This window comes from Arthrobacter globiformis NBRC 12137 (assembly GCF_000238915.1).
GTDB lineage: Bacteria > Actinomycetota > Actinomycetes > Actinomycetales > Micrococcaceae > Arthrobacter > Arthrobacter globiformis.
Map to the genome: position 1 here is coordinate 83,703 of NZ_BAEG01000092.1, position 17,714 is coordinate 101,416.

Here is a 17,714-nt window from a genome sequence, read left to right on the forward strand (position 1 = left end):
AAGGGGGATCGCATTTTATAGTTGCTTTCAGTAACTATGTTACTTCCTGCTTTGTTCCCCGGAGCAACGAAATTTTTTTGGGGTGCGACGGCCGAGGTTCAGCGTTCGACGAGGATGCCGTCGGGATCGCACCAGATCGTGGCCCCGGCGCGGATGGTCACGCCGTCGATCAGCAGGTCCACATCTGTTTCCCCCGCACCGGCCTTGGCGCTCTTGCGCGGGTTGCTGCCGAGTGCCTTGACGCCGAGCGGCAGTTCCGCGATGGCCCCGCGGTCGCGGATGGCACCGTTAATTACGACGCCGGCCCAGCCGTTTGCCACGGCGCTCGCCGCGATCATGTCCCCCATCAGGGCGGTCCGCAGGGAACCGGCGCCGTCGACGACGAGCACGGCTCCGTTGCCGGGGGTGGCAAGGATCGATTTGACCAGGGCGTTGTCCTCCAGGCAGCGCACGGTCCGGACAGGGCCGCTGAAATGCGTACGGCCGCCCAGGGACTGGAACTGCAGGGAGATGGAGTCCAGTTCGTCGCCGCGCTCATCGTAGAGGTCTGCGGTGTTGACGCTGCGGCTGGAGGCCGCGGGAGAGGCGTCCGGGGTTTCTGGCGTGCTTGCCGGGGAATCGGTCATTGGTCCTCCTCGAAATGCGTGTGGACAACCCGCGTGCGGGCCGTGCTGCTCACGATAGTCTGAAACCACACCGACCATCAGTTCATGGGGGAGCCGCAATGAGCCTGTCCGACCTGCCGGGGCACGTCCCAGACCCTTCCGCCGTGGCCGCCTCCCCCGGAAGTGGTTCGACGGCGGCCCTCGCCGAACCGGAGCGGAAGGTCACCGCGCGCTGGGTCACCGGCCTGGTCCTTGTCAACGTCGGCATCAATGCCGCCTTCTTCGGGCCCATCAACATCTTCATTGGCCAACAGGCCATCAGCATCGATGCACCCAGCAAGGAAGCGATCTTTTCGCTCGTCACCGGCTGCGGCGCCGCGGTTTCGCTGGTGGCCAATCCGCTTTTCGGCGCCCTGTCCGACCGCACGGTCTCCGGCTTCGGCCGGCGTGCCCCGTGGATCCTGGCCGGAGCCATCCTCGCGGCGGCGGCACTGCTGGCGATGTCCGGGGCAACGACCGTTGCCATGATGCTGCTGTTCTGGTGCCTGGTCCAGCTCGGTGCGAACGCCGCTTACGCCGCCATCACGGCGGCCGTTCCGGACCGCGTTCCGGTGCCCCAGCGCGCCACCGTTGGCGGGTTGGCCGCCATGGGTCAGACTGTTGGCATCCTTATCGGCGCCGTCTTTGGTGCGGTGGTCTCCGGGAACTATATGGTGGGGTACTGGCTCTGTGCCGCGGCCCTCGTACTGTCAGTTTTGCCGTATCTGTTCCACCGGAACGATCCTGTGCTGCCATTGTCCGCGCGCCCGCCGTTCCGGCTGAAGGCCTTCGCCCGGGGTTTCTGGATCAGCCCGGTACGGCACCCTGACTTTGCCTGGGCCTGGATCACGCGCTTCCTGATGAACGTGGGCAACCAGCTGACCATCGTGTACCTGCTTTTCTTTCTCCGGGACGTCATTGGCCATGAGGACCCGGCCCTGGGTGTGCTGGTCCTTACCGGAATCTACGCGGTCCTGGTGATTATCACCGCGGTGCTGGCCGGACCGTGGAGCGACCGGGTAGGTAAACGGAAGCCATTCGTGATCGGGTCATCCCTTGCCATCGCCATGGCAGGACTCATCCTGGCCTTCTTCCCTGTCTGGCCCGGTGCACTCGCCGGCGCTGCCGTGCTGGGGATCGGCTTCGGCGCCTACCTGGCGGTGGATTTTGCCCTGCTGACGCAAGTCCTGCCGCAGGCGGCGGACCGGGGTAAGGACATGGGGGTCATCAACGTGGCCGCCTCCCTGCCGCAGGTGTTTGCCCCGACGCTCGCCTTCCTGTCCATCCAGTACCTCGGCGGCTATGTCACGCTGTTTTCCGCCGCCGCCGTCATCGGCCTGCTGGGTGCCGTGTTCGTGGTGAAGATCAAGGGCGTCGCCTAGCGCCTCGCCGGTCCAAAACTGCCGGGCACGGGGGCAGGCCCCGCAGCTCCCGGGCGGCACGCCGGGCCTCCGGGGAGCGGGCCAGGCTCCCAGGGAACCCGGAGACCTGTGCCGTATAGTGGAGTGCGAATCGCGGCAGGACCGGGAATGGGGCTCTCCCTGACTGCACCAGGAATCTCAACCTCCGGACTGATGATGCTTGACTCTATGCCTGATCTTCCGCCCATGGCCGCCCCGCCCTCCCTTCCCCGGCAGCAGCGCCGCTATAACCGCATCCTCGAGGTGGCTGCCGGGTTCGCGCGTAAAGGCCTCCAGTCCGTGACACTTTCCGAGGTTGCCGCCCAGGCCAACGTTCCCCTCGGCACCCTGTACCGCTACTTTCCCTCCGCCACCCATCTGATGCTTGCCCTTTACCGGCATCAGCTCGGCGAGCTCAAGACAGGGACCGGGCCGGGCACCGTCCGCATCCATGCACTCTCCGGCGTGGCCATGGAAATCTTCCACATGCGCGTCATGCAGCCTGCCGTGGAGCAGTGCCTCAGCCAGGGCGTGTACCTCAAGGACCGGGACACCACCGGCCTGCTGCGGGAGATCGACTCCTTGGCGGAACGGGCCGTGACCGCCGTGTGCGGCGACGCGGCCGTCGCCCGCGTTCTCTTGCCAACGGTCAGCGGTCTAGTCCAGTCGGTGCGCTGTCGCCGGCTTTCCCTGTTGGAGGCGGAGGAAGACCTGAAGAAGGCATGTACGTTGTTGATGCCGGCACCCCGGCTGGCGCGGAATAGCGCGTAACTGGTCTAGACCGGCAGGTCATAAAAGGCCCAAAAAACTATGAAACAGGCCACAACTTGGCCCAAAATATGCTTTATTCCGTCAAACCGCCCCGATCTGGCACCGGCTGGGCTTTTGTCCTGTCTAACATGGCAGTAGCGGAGTGGCCAGCACCCAGCACCTCCACGGGCTTTCTGACGGAACCCGCCACCCTTGGGCCGTCAGCGGAAGCGCGTTTCTGACCATCTTGAGCCTCGAATGCTTGAGCCATACTGTGCCGTGCGCCCACGGCTAGCAACAGGAGACAACGACGTGTCCACTGAAACTATCGCTCCGAATGACACCAGCGCAGCCGCAGAGCTGACTGACCAGGAAATTTTCGCTGCCCACGAGGGCGGCAAGCTTTCCATCGCCAGCACCGTTCCCCTCAGCAACAAGCGCGACCTCTCCATCGCCTACACGCCGGGCGTTGCCCAGGTCAGCCGGGCCATCCACGCTGACCCGGAACTCGCCAAGAGCCACACCTGGGCCCAGCGCCTCGTGGCCGTCGTCAGCGACGGCACCGCCGTCCTCGGCCTCGGAAACATCGGCCCCAGCGCCTCGCTGCCCGTCATGGAGGGCAAGTCCGCCCTCTTCAAGGCCTTCGGCGAGCTGGACTCCATCCCGCTGGTCCTCAACACCACCGACGTCGATGAGATCGTGGAAACCCTTGTCCGGCTGCGCCCCAGCTTCGGTGCCGTCAACCTTGAGGACATCGCCGCCCCGCGCTGCTTCGAACTGGAAGAAAAGCTCATCGAAGCCCTCGACTGCCCCGTCATGCACGATGACCAGCACGGCACCGCCGTCGTGGTCCTCGCCGCGCTCACCGGCGCCGCCAAGGTCACCGGCCGGGGGCTCGAGGAACTCCGTGTGGTGATCTCCGGCGCCGGCGCCGCAGGCATTGCCATCGCGGAAATCCTCCTCACCGCGGGCATCGATGACGTGGTGCTGCTGGATTCGCGCGGCGTGATCAACTCCGAGCGGGCCGACATCGCCGCCGACCCGGCCAGCAAGAAGGCCCAGATGGCGCAGCGCAGCAACCCGCGCGGCATCTCGGGCGGCCCCGGGGAAGCCCTGCTGGGCGCGGACGTCTTCGTCGGCGTTTCCTCCTCCAAGCTGGATGAGGAGCACCTGAAGCTGATGAACCACAGCTCCATCGTGTTCGCACTGTCCAACCCGGACCCCGAAGTCCTGCCCGAGGTCGCGTCCAAGTACGCCGCGGTTGTGGCCACCGGCCGCAGCGACTTCCCCAACCAGATCAACAACGTCCTGGCGTTCCCCGGCATCTTCCGCGGCGCACTGGACGCCGGTGCGCGCCGCATCACCCCTGCCATGAAGGTTGCCGCGGCCCGCGCCATTGCCGAACTGGCCGATGACAAGCTGTCCGCGTCCTACATTGTGCCCAGCCCGCTGGACCCGCGCGTTGCCCCGGCGGTCACGGCGGCGGTTGCCGCGGCAGTCGAAGCCGAAGCCAACTAAGGCCGACGCCGGCTTGGGCCGGCTGAAGCGTCGGCTTGAACGCTGGCCGGGAACGGCTGACTGAAGGCGCACGGCTGACTGGAGCCCGACGGCGGTGCCTCCCCTGCTGGGGAGGCGCCGCCGTCGTCGTTCCCCGCAAGGTCCGCGCTCCGCGGACTCCCGCCCCGCCCGGACCCTAGACTGGGGGCATGAACGCCCAAACCCTCGTGACCGTCCTCTGCGGCCTGGCCATCCTGGTAGGCGTTGCCGGAACCGTCATTCCCGTCCTGCCCGGCAGCTTCCTGATCGGCCTGAGCCTGTTGGCGTGGGCAATCTGGGGCGGTGAGGGCGCCACCGGCTGGGTGGTATTCGCCGTGGGCATGGTGTTTGTGCTGGCAGGCATGGCGGCCAGCGCCGTCCTCGCCGGCCGCAAACTGAAGGAACACCGTATTCCCAACCGGAGCGTCGCCGTCGGGGTTGTACTGGGCATTGCCGGCATGTTCGTCATTCCTGTGGTGGGCCTGTTCGTGGCCTTCGCCGCCGGGCTGCTGCTCAGCGAAGTCCAGCGCACGCGAAACTTCCGGGCGGCGCTCACTTCGAGCTGGGCGGCCCTGAAGGCCACCGGGCTGGGAATGCTCATGGAGTTCGGCCTGGCCTGCCTGGCGGCCAGCACCTGGGTGGTCGGCGTCTGGGTGGGCGCCGCTTCGGCTTAGTTCCGGCCCGCCATTAGCATGGAGGAATGAGCGCGGGGCAGTTTCCAGGACCGATCTACCGCGACACGCGCGACCTCACCCCCTTCGGCGGCGGCAAGGTCCGCACCCCGGTGCACGAAATAGCCGAGGGCGTGGGCGGGCTGATCCACGGCGTGCTCGGGGGAGGGGACTCCCGGATCAGCGTGGACGGAAGCGTTCCGCGGCTCAAGCTGCTGCCCGGCAAGGCTGCCAGGACCGTGTACGACGCCATCTTCTCCAGCGCCGATCCCAACCGGCTCATCGCCGCCGGCCGCGCCTATCCCGGCTGGGCCGGGCTCTGCTGCGTGATGGCCGGGCTCCTCGCCTACAAGCAGGGCGGTTACCTGCGGGCCGCGGAGCTGCTGCAGCGTGGGCTCTCCATCAGGAACGACGACGAGGCCAACCAGTTCGCCGCCAGTTACCTGACGCGGGTGGTCACCCGGGTCGAGGTGGCCGAACGCATCGTGGTGCCGGTGCTGTTCAGCGAGGAGTCGGTCTTCCTTGCGCTCTCCCATTGCCTCCGGGAAACGGGCCAAACCGAGGCGGCTTTTGAAACCCTGGTCAGGCTGCCGCCGTCGCTGCCCACCGCACTGGCGAGGTGTGCACTGGCTGCCGCCCTGGGCAGGGACCAGGAGGTGGTGGTCTGGACGGAGGGCCTGCTGAACGCGGACGACCTCTCCGCGGCGCTGCTTCTGGTGCGGGCGCGCTCCCTCCGCCGGCTCGGCGCGTACGGGCAGGCCCAGCAGGCACTCAAGGAAGTCCTGCGGCGGCAGAAGACCAGCATGTCCCTGCGCAACGACGCCCTGACCGACCGTGCCCTGATGCTCCTGGACAACGGCCGGAAGTCCCTCAATCCGCGGGACTGGCAGCGCGGCAAGCAGGGGGAGCTCGAAACGTTCGAGGTCATCCGCAAGGACATCGAGGCCCGCCGGGCGTGGGAACAGAAATGGAAGCAGTTCGGCGGCGACTGAGGCGCTGCTTGTGGGCGGCAGGCTCTTGTGGCTGGTACAGGGCCGCGATACAACGGACCCATGACTGACGCAATCAGGCAGTGGATGGACAAGTACATCGCGGCGTGGACCACGAACGACCCCGAGGATATCGGGGCGCTCTTCACGGAGGAGGCCGTGTACGCCACGCGGCCCTACGATCCCGACCCCTGGCGCGGCCGCGAACAGATCGTGGAGCGGTGGATCGGCTCTGCGGACCAGCCCGGCGACTGGAGATTCGAATGGTCCCCGCTCGGGTCCGACGGGGACCTCGCGTTCGTGCAGGGCCGCACCACGTACCTGGATGACCGACCGAGCTACGAGAACCTGTGGGTGATCCGGCTCGATTCCGACGGGCGCGCGTCGAGCTTCACCGAGTGGTTCATGGAGCGCGAAGTCTGAGCCCGCTAGGCCGGTTCCTAGGCGGCGCCTATGCGAACCGGGCCAGGGCTGGAAGCAGCTGCTCCGAGAGCAAAGCGGCGCCAAGGACCACCATGATGATGCCGCTGGTCAGCGTGACCCTGCGGGCTGCGTTCGGCCGGGACTGCAGCAGTTTCCGCGACAGCAGTGCCACGCATGTGTAGACGAGGGCCGCGAGCAGCACGAAGGTCAAGCCCAGCAGTCCCGACTGCACCGGCACGGGCAGCGGGGCGTCGGCGCTGACGAACTGCGGCACGAGGGCCAGGAAGAACAGCAGCCCCTTGGGATTGATGCCGCTGGTCCCCATGCCCTGAAGGAAGGACCGGAGCTGGTTCTGCCCCGGATGTCCGACGGCGGTCGCTGCGGAAAAGGTCGCGCCCCGCCACGACCTGATGGTGATGGTGCCGAGCCACAGCAGATAGACGGCCCCGGCCACCGTGATCCAGCCCAGCAGGCCCGGCATGCTTGCCAGGACGGCGGCGAGCCCGGCCACCATGAGGAGGGTGTGCAGGACGTATCCGCTGCACAGCCCCGCGACGGCGGGGACAAAGCTGCGGCGGCCGAGTCCGGCCGTGATGGAGTAGGCCCAGTCCACTCCCGGGGTGCAGGCGAGGGCGGCCGCGACCACGATAAAGGCGAGGAAAAGCTGGGGATTCATGGCGGCCTCCTGCGTGTTTGACTGTAAGAAAAGCCTAGGCAAAACAGCCCCAGATGTGCTCTCAAATTTCGCGCGGATCGCTGTCGTCAGAGTAAGATTCTTGCGTGATTGACCATATCGACAGAAGTATTTTGCGCCATCTCAAAGAGGACGGCAGAATAACTGCCACGGCCCTCGCCGCCAAGGTGGGGCTGACCGTGGCGCCCTGCCACCGCCGGCTCCGGGACCTCGAGCAGTCCGGCGTGATCCGCGGCTATAAAGCGGACATTGACCCGGCCGCCGTCGGGCTTGGCTTTGAGGCGATTGTGTTTGTCACCCTCCGGCAGGTGGACCGCCCGACCATGGAGATCTTCGAGAACCGGGTGGCGGAGAACCCGAACATCGTGGAGGCGCAGCGGCTGTTCGGTTCCCCGGACTACCTGCTCAAGGTGATCGCGGCGGACCTGCCGTCCTACCAGCGGTTCTACGACAGCGAGCTGACAGTGCTGCCGGGGGTGGAACGGCTGACCTCAACGCTGGTGATGAAGAACCTGAAATCCAACGCTGGTCCGCCCGTCTGACGTTCCTTCCAACCGCGCAGGCCTGCGAAAAGCGCGAACGCACACTTGGGGCCCCCGATCCGGGTGGATCAGGGGCCCCAAGTGTTCGCTCGCGCTGGACTGTCTCCCTGCTCAGCGGGGGTTCAGCACGACGTTCTGGAAGATGCCCTTCCCGGTGCCGGTATGGAGCCAGAGTGACCCATCGGCCGACACGGAAACGACGTTCGGGTTGCCCGTGCCCGCAAAGCGGCCCACGCTGGCGAGGGTGGTGAAGGCGTTCCAGCCGGTGCCGAGCTGCGTGCGGGCCAGGAAGCCGGAGGCGCCGCTGCCGGGATAGAGCCAGAGCGTGCCGTCCGACGCGCGGGCCATCAGGTCAGCCTTACCGTCGCCGTTGAAGTCGTTGCCCGCAACAACCTGGCTGAAGCCCGCCCAGCCGGAGCCGATCTGCTTCCGGGCAAGGAAGGCGCCCGCCCCGTTGCCGGGGTAGAGCCACAGCTTGCCGTCAGGCTCCTGCGCGATGATGTCCGTCCTTCCGTCGCCGGAGAAGTCGCCGGGGGCGATGATCCGCGCGAAGGCATGCCAGCCGGTGCCGATCTTCTTCGCTGTCTGGAAGAGTCCCGTTCCGTTCGTGGGGTAGAGCCAGAGCGAGCCGTCGGGCTTCCGGGCCAGGAGATCAGGGCCGCCGGCGCCGTTGAAGTTCCCGGCGGACACCACCTGGTCGAAGGCCTGCCAGCCGGTACCGAGCTGACGGGACGTGCGGAACCCGCCCGAGCCGTTGCCGGAGTAGAGCCGCAGGACGCCCTGGGCCGTCCGGGCCAGGATGTCGGGCTTGCCGTCGCCGTCGTAATCGCCGGCTTCCCAGACCTGGCTGAAGCCGGCCCAGCCGGTGCCGATCTTCAGCTTGGTTGCGAAACCGCCGACGCCGTTGCCCGCGTACGCGGTGATGGCCCCGCTGGTGCTGGCCGAGAGGATGTCCGTGTGCCCGTCGGAGGTGAAGTCCTGGCCGGCGATCAGTTCCGTGCTGGCCCATCCGGTGGCCAGCGTGCGGCGGGCCAGGAAGCCTCCGGTTCCGCTGCCCGGGTACAGGTAAACGGTCCCGGTGCTGGAGCGGGCGAGCAGGCCGGGGCCCGTGGCGAGCCCTCCCGCTGCGGTGACGGCGGTGAAGCCCTGCCAGCCGGAGCCCACCTGTTTGGCCGCCAGGAAGCCTCCGGTTCCGTTGCCGGGGTACAGCCACAGGGTTCCGTCGGCGCGCATAGCCAGCAGGTCGGCCCGCTTGTCGCCGTTGAAATCGCCGGGTGCGATGATGCGTTTGAAGCCCTCCCAGCCGGAGCCGATCTGCTTGCGTGCCAGGAAGCCGCCGGTTCCGCTGCCGGGGTACAGCCACAGGGCTCCGTTGGACGTCCGGGCAATGAGGTCCGTCTTCCCGTCCCCGTTGAAGTCGCCGTTGCCGAGGACCATGTTGAATATGTTCCAGCCCGTCCCGATCTTCACGGCCGTTCCGAGCTTGTTTCCGCCCATGCCCGCGAACAGCAGGAGCGAACCGTCGGCTTCGCGGGAGACCATGTCCGGGCGTCCGTCGCCGTTGAAGTCGCCGGCCGAGAACTGGATCTTGGTGCGCAGGGCGAGGTCGGCGTCGATGGTGACAGTGGCCGAAGTGGCGGTCACGGTGTTGACCGTGACCCGGGTTCCCGCGTGGGTGATGAAGGTGCGGCCGGCCTGCCAGGTGTGGTTGGTGGCGTAGTACCCGCTGAACGGAACCGTGGACGGCATCAGCGCGAGCGAGGACCACGGGGTGGCGCCGCCCCGCTGGACAACTTTCACGCCCCGGTTGCCCGCGGCCCCGCTGGCCAGGTAGGCGTCGTAGCCGGCAGGCTGCCGGAGCTCCAGATAGTAGACCTCCCTGCTGACCGGATCGGTGAACTTCACCGCGCGGTAGGCCAGCTTCGTGTCGCCCCAGGGCCTCAGCGTGTAGCTCTTCACGCCGGATGCCACGCCGAGGTCGCGGATGTCGGTAGCCGAGCCCAGGCCCTTGGCGTCCCAGAACGGCGAGCTGATCACCGGCATGTTGTAGCTGGACAGCCCCATCAGGTCGGTGCTGTCGCCGTATTCGCGGATGTAGCAGGAGGAGTCGGTGAACTGGCCGGTGCTCGTGGTGCCCACATCGGATGCGCCGCTGCTGCACTGCAGGGCATCGGCGTGCATGGACCCCAGCACGTGGCCGAACTCGTGGGCGATCACGCTGTTGGTGAAGCCGCTGATCTGCGGCATCAGAACCCGTCCGCTGTTGCCGGTGCTGCTGTAGCCGGCACCGAGGGCGCCGCCGGAGAGCGTGGCGCTGGGAACGAAGACCACCAGCGCCTTGTTGGTGCCGTAGGTCCACTTCAGCTCGGTGGTGATCTTGTTGATCATGTCGTAGTAGGAGTCCGTCGACCTGGCTGTCTTGGACGCCAACGTGGCGCGTTCTGTCACGGTCATGGAAATGCGGCCGCCGGACATGGCTTTCCAGTAGTTGCTGGAGGCCGCCACGGCCGCTTCAGCCTGGGCCATCGGAACGGTGGCCTTGTTGTCCACCAGCGTGGCGACGACGACCTTGACTGTGAGGGCAGCGGCGGCCGTTCCTCCCGCCTCGGTCTGGAGGGCCAGGCCTGCAGGCGGCCCGTCCGCCGGAACGCCGGGCGCGGATTCGTAGCCGTGGTGCGCCTGTTCCGAACCGGACTCGACCGGCAGTGACGTGCCGTTGCCGGCAGGATCCGTGGCTGCCATTGCGGTGGCGGGAAGCGAGACGAGGCCAGCGGCCAAAACCAGCAAACCTGTGGCCGACGCGATTGAACGGGAAAAAGAGCGCATTGAGTTCCTTATTGAGACCGACCCCCCGGCGGAGACCCTGAGTGAACAATGCACCCGCTGCGTGCCCAGCGCTGCGGCAGATGCTGAATCAGGTTACAGTTGCCACCGCAGGACAGCCGCCGGAATATCCGCAGTTTTCCCCAATGATTTGCGCAATATCGGAGCGCCGCTCTGCAGGGCCGGAATCAGTGCTCTAGCAGGCCCGTGGTCCGGTAGGGAATCACCTCGCGCAGGAACATGCTCGTGGACGTCCGCACGATTCCCGGGCACAGCCGGATCTCCTCCGAAACCCGGTACAGGTCGTCGGGGCTGGTGGCCACCACCCGGATCAGCAGGTCCGTGTCGCCGGCCGGGGCGTGGCACTCCAGCACCTCGGGGATCTCGCGCAGCGCCGCGATGGCCTCGTTGAGATGGCTCTGGTCCAGTTCGGCGCTGACAGCGGCGGCAACGCCCCGACCCAGGGCCGCGGGCAGCACGCGGCTGCTGTTGGGCCGGAGCGCGCCCGACGCCGTCATCCGCTCCAGGCGCGATTGAACGGTGCCGCGCGCCAGGCCCAGCCGCTGGGCCAGGACCATGATCGGCAGCCGGGGATCCTCATCCAGGGCGGCAAGGATGCGCCGGTCCGTGGCGTCGAGCAGCTGCAATATGATCACTTCCTGTCCGGTTTCCGGGTGCAGGACCGATCAGATTGACCAGTCCATGCCATGCCCATTGCGCCTACTGTAGGTCTTCTGCTCAGATAGTGGCAACGCAGGCGACGGTTACCCCCACCGCCGGCAGGCTACAGGCTCACGGCACATCACCCGGCCCCCTGGACCACGCTTCCCGCAAGGAGGCAGCCGCTGATTGACACTTGTTCACGCATTCGTCTTTCCGCAAGAAGTGCCTCGATTTCCGGACGGAGTTCCGTCCGGGGCAGGCACGGCAAGAGCCCCTGAGCCACCGATTCCCGGCCAACGCCCGGAGTGCGCGGTAGCTGAGGGGCTCTTGTGGTGTTCGGCATAGGCTGGAGGGCATGACTCACGCTGGCCGCTTCGCCCCCAGCCCGTCCGGTGAGCTGCACGTGGGAAACCTCCGGACGGCAATCCTGGCCTGGCTCTTTGCCCGTTCCACCGGGCGCCGGTTCCTGCTGCGGGTCGAGGACCTCGACCGGGCACGGGCCGGGGCCGAAGCCGCGCAGCTGCGGGACCTGGCCGCCGTCGGAGTGACCTGGGACGGTGGGGTCGTGCGGCAGACGGACCGCGAACCGCTGTATACGGCGGCCATCGGAGAGCTGGCCGCGGCCGGGCTGACGTACGAATGCTTCTGCACCCGCCGTGAGATCCAGGAGGCACCCTCCGCGCCGCACGCGCCCCAAGGCGCCTACCCCGGAACGTGCAGGGGGCTGTCGGCGGCGGAGCTCGAGTTCAAGCGATCCACCCGCCCGGCGGCCATCCGGCTACGTTCCTCCGTGGCCGAGTGGACTGTCGAGGACATGCTGCATGGGTCGTTCACCGGAGTAGTGGACGACTTCGTCCTGCGCCGGAACGACGGTGTGACGGCGTACAACCTGGCCGTCGTCGTCGATGATGCCGAGCAGGGCATAGACCAGGTTGTCCGGGGGGACGACCTCCTGCCCTCGACGCCCCGGCAGGCATATCTCGCCTCGCTCCTGAATATGCCAGTTCCGGAATATGCTCACGTGCCGCTGGTGGTGAACGCCGACGGCGCCAGGCTTGCCAAGCGCGACGGCGCGGTCACCCTGGGTGACCTGGCCGCCGTCGGACATCCAGCCGAAGCCGTGCAGAGGACGATTCTTCAGTCGCTGGGCCTGCCCGGCGACTCTCTGGAGGCCGCCCTCGAAGGGTTTTCGCCCGCCCGCCTGCCGCGCGAGCCATGGGTGTGGCCCGGGGCATAGCGGCCGGCGTCACGCATTCCTGGCCCGCTGTTCCAGCTTCTCCAGCGACGCGTGGAGCAGGTCCGTGCTCCGGCGTTCATCAATAACGATCGAGGCCCCCAGTGCGGCAACAATGATGAGCAGGCAGGCGGGAACCGAAACGCCCGCCGCCGCCAGGGCCACGGTTCCGGCTAGGACGCACACCACTCCCGTGGTGACGGCGATGAGGGTGCGGTCGACGCACGTCATGACGCTGAAGAGCGCCGTGAGCGAGACCTTGAACAGCGCCACGGGAACGGCGATGCTGGCCACCGCCACGGCGGCGCTGATGTGTGCGGCATGGTCGATGTAGTACGCGGCGACGTGCAGGCCCGCCCCGGTGGCGGCGATCGCGGCGAAGACGGGGATGTGGCCGTAGCCGAAGAAGTAGGAACGGTGACGCTGCAGGTGCAGGGCCCGGCCGGCCGGCAGGATGAAGTAGATCCACCACATGCCGAAGGCCAACGCGGTGCCGCCGAAACCCACCAGAGCAGCATCAAGCGACCATCCATGGTTGGCCACGATGGCGCGGAGTGTCTCGACGGCGCCGATCAGGCATTCACCCAGGGCGATGATGGCCAGCAGTCCGTAGCGTTCGGCGATGTGGTGGGCATGCCAGGGAGTGGTTGCATTCCGCTCGGCCGCATACGGGGTGGCGAGTTCCAGGACATACAGCGGTGCAATCATCAGGAACGTGGTGGGCACGTCCGCCTGGATGAACAGCACCGCGATCCACCCCAGCTGGACAACCGCCAGGTATCCCGCGTAGCGCAGGCACGTCTTCCGGCGGGCAGGGTCCTGCCGGGCGGCCCGCAGCCACTGGGAGACCAGGGCCAGGCGCATGATGATGTAGCCGCCCACGATGACGGTGTTGTCCACGTGCTTTCCCTCCACGAGGGAGTGGAACATGGGCTCGATCCCCATCGCCAGGATCAGGACGCCCACCAGTTGGACCATGGTGACCACCCGGAACACCCAGTCGTCGGTATCGTAGGCGCTGGCGAACCAGGTGAAGTTGATCCAGGCCCAGATCACGGCAAACATCGCGAAGGAAAAGCCGAGCAGCCCGGCGCCGAAGTGTCCCTCCGCGATCTCGTGCGCAAACTGGCTGCCGGCCACCCCGAACGCGATCACGAAGGTGAGGTCGAAGAAGAGCTCCAGCGGGGTGGCTGTCCGGTGCGGCTGGTGCGGATCCCGGCCGCCCATGCGTGCCACGGCGTGCCGGAGGGGATTAGAAGGCATGGGTCAAACAGTAGCGCGTCTGCGCGCCCGCCAGAGCAGGGCAATGTAGGCCAGGTCGAACACACTGCACAGGGCTCCGAGCCCAAGGATCAGGGCCGAACTTCCGTACCCGCCGTAGACAATGGTGGGGGCAAGGGTGCCGACCCACTTGGCCACCGCGATGACGGGCGACTGGCCCCGGCCGCTTCCGCGCGAACAGCAACTGCCCAATGGCGCCGCCCAGTTCGCCGGAACGGTGCGGGGTCGCCGTAAACTTCCGGCGAACCCGCACCGGCTCCGGCGAGTTCGGCCAGCGAACGGCGGAACCGGCCGGCTACACCCGGCCCAGGGCGTCGATGTCCTCCAGGAACTCCTGGTGCACCTCGTCGCTGACGGTGGTGCGGGTGTCCGCAATGGCGTCGAGGTAGTCCTGGGTGGCGGGCCCCTTCCGGACCGCCTCGCGGACGGACACGCCGCCACCGGACGCCAGCCCGCCGTCGTCGTACACGGCCTTTTCCAGCGCCCGCTGGGAGGCGCTCCGCGCGGCAAACTCGATGTCCGCGGGGGAGAAGCCCGCGGTGCGGTCCACCAGCTGCTCCACGTCCACATCGTCCACCACGGCGGCGGGGATGAAGCGCTGCCACATGGCCTCGCGGGCCTGCCGGTCGGGGAGGCCGATGGGGATGACGTAGTCGAACCGGCCGTGCCGCAGGAAGGCGGAGTCGAGGGCGCGGATGAAGTTGGTGGCGCAGACCAGGAGGCGGCCGGGCTGTTCGCGGAAGGCCGGGATGATTTTGAGCAGCTCGTTGGTGACGCCCTGCAGCGGCGACGGCGGGTCCCCGGCACGCTGGGAGGCGATCTCCTCCACTTCATCGATGAAGACGACGGCGTGCTCGAGTTCCGAGATCTCCAGGAAGGTCTCCCGCAGCGCGCCAGCCAGGCCCTTGGGATCGGCGGCAAGACGGGAGGGGAAGACTTCCACGAACGGCCACTCCAGCCGGGAGGCGATGGCCTTGGCGAAGGTGGTCTTGCCGGTGCCGGGCGGCCCGAACAGCACCACGGCACGCGGCGGCACGACGCCGAACTCGTCGGCGAGGTCGGCCTCGGCCAGGGGCAGGACCAGGCGGCGCTCCAGCAACTCCTTCTCCCGGCGCATGCCGGCCACGTTCTCCCACAGGTCCCGGGCCAGGATTCGGCCGCCCAGCAGGCCCAGGGGCTCGAGCTCCTGGCGCTGCACGGGGATGGTGCGCTCGAAGTAGCGCAGGTTCTTCTTGAGCACGAAGCCGCGGCTCAGGAAGGCCTCCACCCGGGTCTCCGACTCCGGCATCAGGGCGGAAAGCTTGTTCAGCCCGTGCGGCGCCATCCGGTTTTCGACGGCGGCCAGCAGGGAGGTGCCGATTCCCCGGCCGCGGAATTCGGGAAGCGTGGCCAGGAAGACGATCCAGCCCTGGTCATGCGCTGCGCGTCCGACGGCGGCGCCCACCACCTGGTCGCCGAGGACGGCCACCACGGCATGGTCCTTTTCGCAGGAGGCCAGCACTTCGGAGAGCGCATAGACCGGCTCGACATTGGTGGCCTTCAGCGATTCCCAGAGGTGCAGGATGCCGTCAAGGTCCGCGGAGTGGAAGTCCCGGATCCGCCAGTTGGTCATGAGGTTGTCTCCCGTGGTTCGACGTTGAGCCAGTTCTGAGCTGCTCAGCCGAGCATAGGCGATGGCGCACCGGCACGGGGTTGCAGGTGCGTTGCGTTACGCTCGGCGGTCAGCCCTTGGCCGCGTCTTTGGCCGCTGCGCCCCTGCGGAAGTGGTGGTTGCTGTGGTGGTCCTCCTTGGTGTGCACCACGAGGACCGGGCATTCGGCATGCGCGACGCAGGCGGTGCTGACGGAGCCGAGGTGCAGGCCCATGAAGCCGCCGTGGCCTCTTCGCCCCACCACCAGCATCGCCGCTCCGGCGGCGGCCTCCACCAGCGTGGCCGGGGCCGGGCCCCGCACGAGCTCACTGGTCAGGGTCTCCGGGACGTCCGGCCCGAACGCCTTCTCGACGGACTGGGCCAGGACCTTGGCAGCCGAGGTCTCGAACGCCTCGAAATCCGGGGGGATGTACCCGGCATACATTTCCGGGAAATGCCAGCACGCCACCGCATGGACGCGGGCGCCCAGACCCGGTGCCAGCCGCGCCGCCAGGCGGAGGGCCTCCACCGAGGAGTCGGAGCCGTCCACGCCCACAACCACTTTGCCTTCTCCATCCATCGTTGTTCTCCTTTGCAACCTAGACTTTGCGACTTTCGACAGGATTGTCGGTCACTGATAGGACGGTCACCGCCGCGGCAGCGGCTGTATCTGCAAGGTGACGCCGGCGGCCGCGGCGTCGCGGAAGCGCGCATCGATCTGGACCACGTCCCGCCCGGCCCGCTGCAGCAGGCTGGCCGCGACGCCGGCGCGGTAGCCGGTGGCGCAATGGACCCAGAGGCACCCCGCGGGCAGTTCGCCCAGACGGTCCAGCAGTTCGTGCAGCGGCACGTTGATGGCGCCGGCGACGTGGGAGGCGGCAAACTCGTCCGGGCGCCGAACGTCCACTACGGGGTCGCCGTCGGGCTTCTCATGAACGACGGCGGGCCAGCCCGCCCGGGGGAAGGAGGCGACGGCGGCTCCCGGCGCGAGTTCGCCGGGTTCCGTTCCCACCGCGGCATCGGGGCGGTCGATGCCGATGCGGGAAAGGTCCCGGATGGCGTTTTGCACATCCTCGCGGGCGCCGACGAGCGTCAGCTTCTCGCCCCAGGGCAGGACCCAGCCCAAGTAGGAACTGAAGCTTCGCCCCGAGCCGTATTCGAAACTGACGGTGCCCTGCAGGTGGTTGCTGGCGAACAGCACGCGGTGGCGCAGGTCTACCACCCACTCGCCGCCCGCCAGCCGCTCCGTCAGTTCACCGGCGCCGAGGGACTCCGGCAGGCTCAGATCCGCAGGCTCGGGGCCGGTCATGTTGAGAGGGGCAATGTGGGCGTAATAAGAAGGATAGGCGGACAGATTGGCCATGAGTTCGGCCGCGAAGTGCTCGGGATCCGGATCCATGAGCGCGTGGTTGGCTTCGAGCTGCTCCGCGATGGTCGACGCCTCCGCACGCGTGGCGGGCCCGATCGAGCAGAACGAGCCGAACCCGTGGGTGGGATAGAGGGCAGCATCCGGGCCTGCTTCATCGGCGAGCCGGTGGACGGACGCGTACTGGTCCCGCGTCAGTCCGGCGGTGTCTCCGGGGCCGAGGAGGTCGGTGCGGCCCACGGAGCCGAAGAGCAGGCTGCCCCCGGAAAACACGGCCCGCACCCGTCCGTCCGTGACGATGTAGGACAGGTGCGTGCGGGTGTGCCCTGGAGTGGCCACCGCGTGGAGCGTGAGCGCGCCGATCTGCATGGTTTGGCCGTCCTTGACCGGCTCGCACTCGTAGGCCACCTGGTCCGCGGCGTTTATCAGGTATTTGGCGCTGTGCGCGCGGGCGAGGATCAGGCCGCCGGTGAGGTAGTCGTTGTGGACGTGGGTTTCTGCCACGTGGGTGATCCGCACTCCGGCTTTCCGGGCAGCCTCCTCGATGCGGTCCGTGTCCCGCTGGGCATCAACCACCAGCGCCACGCGGCCGTCATGGACCAGGTAGCTGCGGTCCCCGAGCTGCGGGGTTTCGATGACAACGACGTCCACTGGCCCGGCCCCTTCGACGCGCCGGAGAGGCGCCGCTCATCGCGGGCCTCGCCCCGGATGCCTCCATGGTAGGCCGATTGAGTTCAGATGTGGCCTGCTGAACTTGACTTCTGCGCAGTTCTGCACACTTTCCCGGGGCGCTCAGCTGCTGGCGCCCCGATTATCGCGGCGGCGACGTCCGCCGGGAGGCAAAGCGGTGCAGAAATGCGCGACCAGGGCTACAGATGCGCCGGGAATAACGCTCAGACCCTGAGCGGGACGGCGTGCACCTCGTCCGCCGGGTGCCCGGCCCGCACGTGAAAACGCGAACGGACACTTGGGGCCCGGGGAGTGGGGCCCAAGTGTCCGTTCGCGCTGTGTTGCGGGGGTGAAGCGCGGGCTGGCTAGATCCGGTCCGCGGCACCCGGCCCGGGGCGG

16 protein-coding genes are annotated in these 17,714 nt (G+C 67.7%); 8 read left to right on the plus strand and 8 right to left on the minus strand.

Annotation, left to right across the window (positions count from 1 at the left end; all coding sequences use genetic code 11):
* Positions 1 to 98 precede the first annotated feature (98 nt).
* Entirely contained in the window at positions 99 to 626 is a 528-nt protein-coding gene (gene rraA, locus ARGLB_RS19230; RefSeq protein ID WP_003805705.1) for a ribonuclease E activity regulator RraA, read from the minus strand.
* Positions 627 to 724: 98 nt separating this feature from the next.
* Here rraA and ARGLB_RS19235 point away from each other — a divergent pair, with 98 nt between their 5' ends.
* The 6 genes from ARGLB_RS19235 to ARGLB_RS19260 all read left to right on the plus strand — a co-directional run bounded on the left by ARGLB_RS19235 (position 725) and on the right by ARGLB_RS19260 (position 6,413).
* Positions 725 to 2,026 (plus strand): MFS transporter, encoded by a 1,302-nt coding sequence (locus tag ARGLB_RS19235; RefSeq protein WP_003805706.1) that lies wholly within the window; start codon positions 725 to 727, stop codon positions 2,024 to 2,026.
* A 207-nt stretch (positions 2,027 to 2,233) separates the two neighbouring features.
* On the plus strand, positions 2,234 to 2,815 hold the full coding sequence (locus ARGLB_RS19240) for a TetR/AcrR family transcriptional regulator (RefSeq protein ID WP_003805707.1): 582 nt from the start codon (positions 2,234 to 2,236) through the stop codon (positions 2,813 to 2,815).
* A 291-nt stretch (positions 2,816 to 3,106) separates the two neighbouring features.
* Complete coding sequence (locus ARGLB_RS19245) at positions 3,107 to 4,312, plus strand: NAD(P)-dependent malic enzyme (RefSeq protein WP_003805708.1); 1,206 nt, start codon at positions 3,107 to 3,109, stop codon at positions 4,310 to 4,312.
* Positions 4,313 to 4,500: 188 nt separating this feature from the next.
* Positions 4,501 to 5,004 (plus strand): DUF456 domain-containing protein, encoded by a 504-nt coding sequence (locus ARGLB_RS19250; RefSeq protein ID WP_003805710.1) that lies wholly within the window; start codon positions 4,501 to 4,503, stop codon positions 5,002 to 5,004.
* Positions 5,005 to 5,030: 26 nt separating this feature from the next.
* On the plus strand, positions 5,031 to 5,993 hold the full coding sequence (locus tag ARGLB_RS19255) for a tetratricopeptide repeat protein (protein ID WP_003805712.1): 963 nt from the start codon (positions 5,031 to 5,033) through the stop codon (positions 5,991 to 5,993).
* Between the two features lie 60 nt (positions 5,994 to 6,053).
* Complete coding sequence (locus tag ARGLB_RS19260) at positions 6,054 to 6,413, plus strand: nuclear transport factor 2 family protein (RefSeq protein WP_003805714.1); 360 nt, start codon at positions 6,054 to 6,056, stop codon at positions 6,411 to 6,413.
* Positions 6,414 to 6,441: 28 nt separating this feature from the next.
* Here the strand turns inward: ARGLB_RS19260 and ARGLB_RS19265 are convergent, their stop codons facing one another.
* Positions 6,442 to 7,089 carry a LysE family translocator gene (locus ARGLB_RS19265; RefSeq protein ID WP_003805715.1) on the minus strand — a complete coding sequence of 216 codons (648 nt, stop codon included), beginning with the start codon at positions 7,087 to 7,089 and terminating at the stop codon, positions 6,442 to 6,444.
* Positions 7,090 to 7,193: 104 nt separating this feature from the next.
* Between ARGLB_RS19265 and ARGLB_RS19270 the strand changes: the two genes are divergently transcribed.
* Complete coding sequence (locus ARGLB_RS19270) at positions 7,194 to 7,649, plus strand: Lrp/AsnC family transcriptional regulator (RefSeq protein WP_050934420.1); 456 nt, start codon at positions 7,194 to 7,196, stop codon at positions 7,647 to 7,649.
* Between the two features lie 111 nt (positions 7,650 to 7,760).
* Here ARGLB_RS19270 and ARGLB_RS19275 read toward each other — a convergent pair whose 3' ends face one another.
* Together ARGLB_RS19275 and ARGLB_RS19280 are read right to left on the minus strand one after the other, a co-directional pair.
* Positions 7,761 to 10,475, minus strand: coding sequence for an FG-GAP-like repeat-containing protein (locus tag ARGLB_RS19275; protein ID WP_003805717.1), 2,715 nt, complete (start codon positions 10,473 to 10,475; stop codon positions 7,761 to 7,763).
* A 185-nt stretch (positions 10,476 to 10,660) separates the two neighbouring features.
* The gene (locus tag ARGLB_RS19280; RefSeq protein ID WP_003805718.1) at positions 10,661 to 11,119 is read right to left on the minus strand and encodes an Lrp/AsnC family transcriptional regulator; all 459 of its coding nucleotides are present in this window, start codon (positions 11,117 to 11,119) and stop codon (positions 10,661 to 10,663) included.
* A gap of 371 nt (positions 11,120 to 11,490) precedes the next feature.
* On the opposite strand from ARGLB_RS19280, the gene gluQRS reads away from it, so the two are divergent.
* A complete protein-coding gene (gene gluQRS / locus ARGLB_RS19285; protein WP_003805719.1) occupies positions 11,491 to 12,372 on the plus strand; it encodes a tRNA glutamyl-Q(34) synthetase GluQRS in 882 nt (293 codons plus the stop codon).
* A 9-nt stretch (positions 12,373 to 12,381) separates the two neighbouring features.
* On the opposite strand, the gene ARGLB_RS19290 is transcribed toward gluQRS, so the two are convergent.
* The 4 genes from ARGLB_RS19290 to ARGLB_RS19305 all read right to left on the minus strand — a co-directional run bounded on the left by ARGLB_RS19290 (position 12,382) and on the right by ARGLB_RS19305 (position 17,297).
* Complete coding sequence (locus tag ARGLB_RS19290; protein ID WP_003805720.1) at positions 12,382 to 13,632, minus strand: low temperature requirement protein A; 1,251 nt, start codon at positions 13,630 to 13,632, stop codon at positions 12,382 to 12,384.
* 313 nt (positions 13,633 to 13,945) lie between these two features.
* On the minus strand, positions 13,946 to 15,262 hold the full coding sequence (locus ARGLB_RS19295; RefSeq protein ID WP_003805722.1) for an ATP-binding protein: 1,317 nt from the start codon (positions 15,260 to 15,262) through the stop codon (positions 13,946 to 13,948).
* Positions 15,263 to 15,371: 109 nt separating this feature from the next.
* A complete protein-coding gene (locus ARGLB_RS19300; protein WP_003805725.1) occupies positions 15,372 to 15,860 on the minus strand; it encodes a universal stress protein in 489 nt (162 codons plus the stop codon).
* Between the two features lie 66 nt (positions 15,861 to 15,926).
* The gene (locus ARGLB_RS19305) at positions 15,927 to 17,297 is read right to left on the minus strand and encodes an MBL fold metallo-hydrolase (RefSeq protein WP_003805726.1); all 1,371 of its coding nucleotides are present in this window, start codon (positions 17,295 to 17,297) and stop codon (positions 15,927 to 15,929) included.
* Between the last annotated feature and the right edge of the window lie 417 nt (positions 17,298 to 17,714).

Coding starts and splice junctions, on each gene's coding strand:
- ARGLB_RS19290 (WP_003805720.1), bottom strand. CDS start 13,632: ATGCCTTCTAATCCCCTCCGGCACGCCGTGGCACGCATGGGCGGCCGG.
- ARGLB_RS19250 (WP_003805710.1), top strand. CDS start 4,501: ATGAACGCCCAAACCCTCGTGACCGTCCTCTGCGGCCTGGCCATCCTG.
- ARGLB_RS19300 (WP_003805725.1), bottom strand. CDS start 15,860: ATGGATGGAGAAGGCAAAGTGGTTGTGGGCGTGGACGGCTCCGACTCC.
- ARGLB_RS19240 (WP_003805707.1), top strand. CDS start 2,234: ATGCCTGATCTTCCGCCCATGGCCGCCCCGCCCTCCCTTCCCCGGCAG.
- rraA (WP_003805705.1), bottom strand. CDS start 626: ATGACCGATTCCCCGGCAAGCACGCCAGAAACCCCGGACGCCTCTCCC.
- ARGLB_RS19255 (WP_003805712.1), top strand. CDS start 5,031: ATGAGCGCGGGGCAGTTTCCAGGACCGATCTACCGCGACACGCGCGAC.
- gluQRS (WP_003805719.1), top strand. CDS start 11,491: ATGACTCACGCTGGCCGCTTCGCCCCCAGCCCGTCCGGTGAGCTGCAC.
- ARGLB_RS19295 (WP_003805722.1), bottom strand. CDS start 15,262: ATGACCAACTGGCGGATCCGGGACTTCCACTCCGCGGACCTTGACGGC.
- ARGLB_RS19260 (WP_003805714.1), top strand. CDS start 6,054: ATGACTGACGCAATCAGGCAGTGGATGGACAAGTACATCGCGGCGTGG.
- ARGLB_RS19275 (WP_003805717.1), bottom strand. CDS start 10,475: ATGCGCTCTTTTTCCCGTTCAATCGCGTCGGCCACAGGTTTGCTGGTT.
- ARGLB_RS19265 (WP_003805715.1), bottom strand. CDS start 7,089: ATGAATCCCCAGCTTTTCCTCGCCTTTATCGTGGTCGCGGCCGCCCTC.
- ARGLB_RS19235 (WP_003805706.1), top strand. CDS start 725: ATGAGCCTGTCCGACCTGCCGGGGCACGTCCCAGACCCTTCCGCCGTG.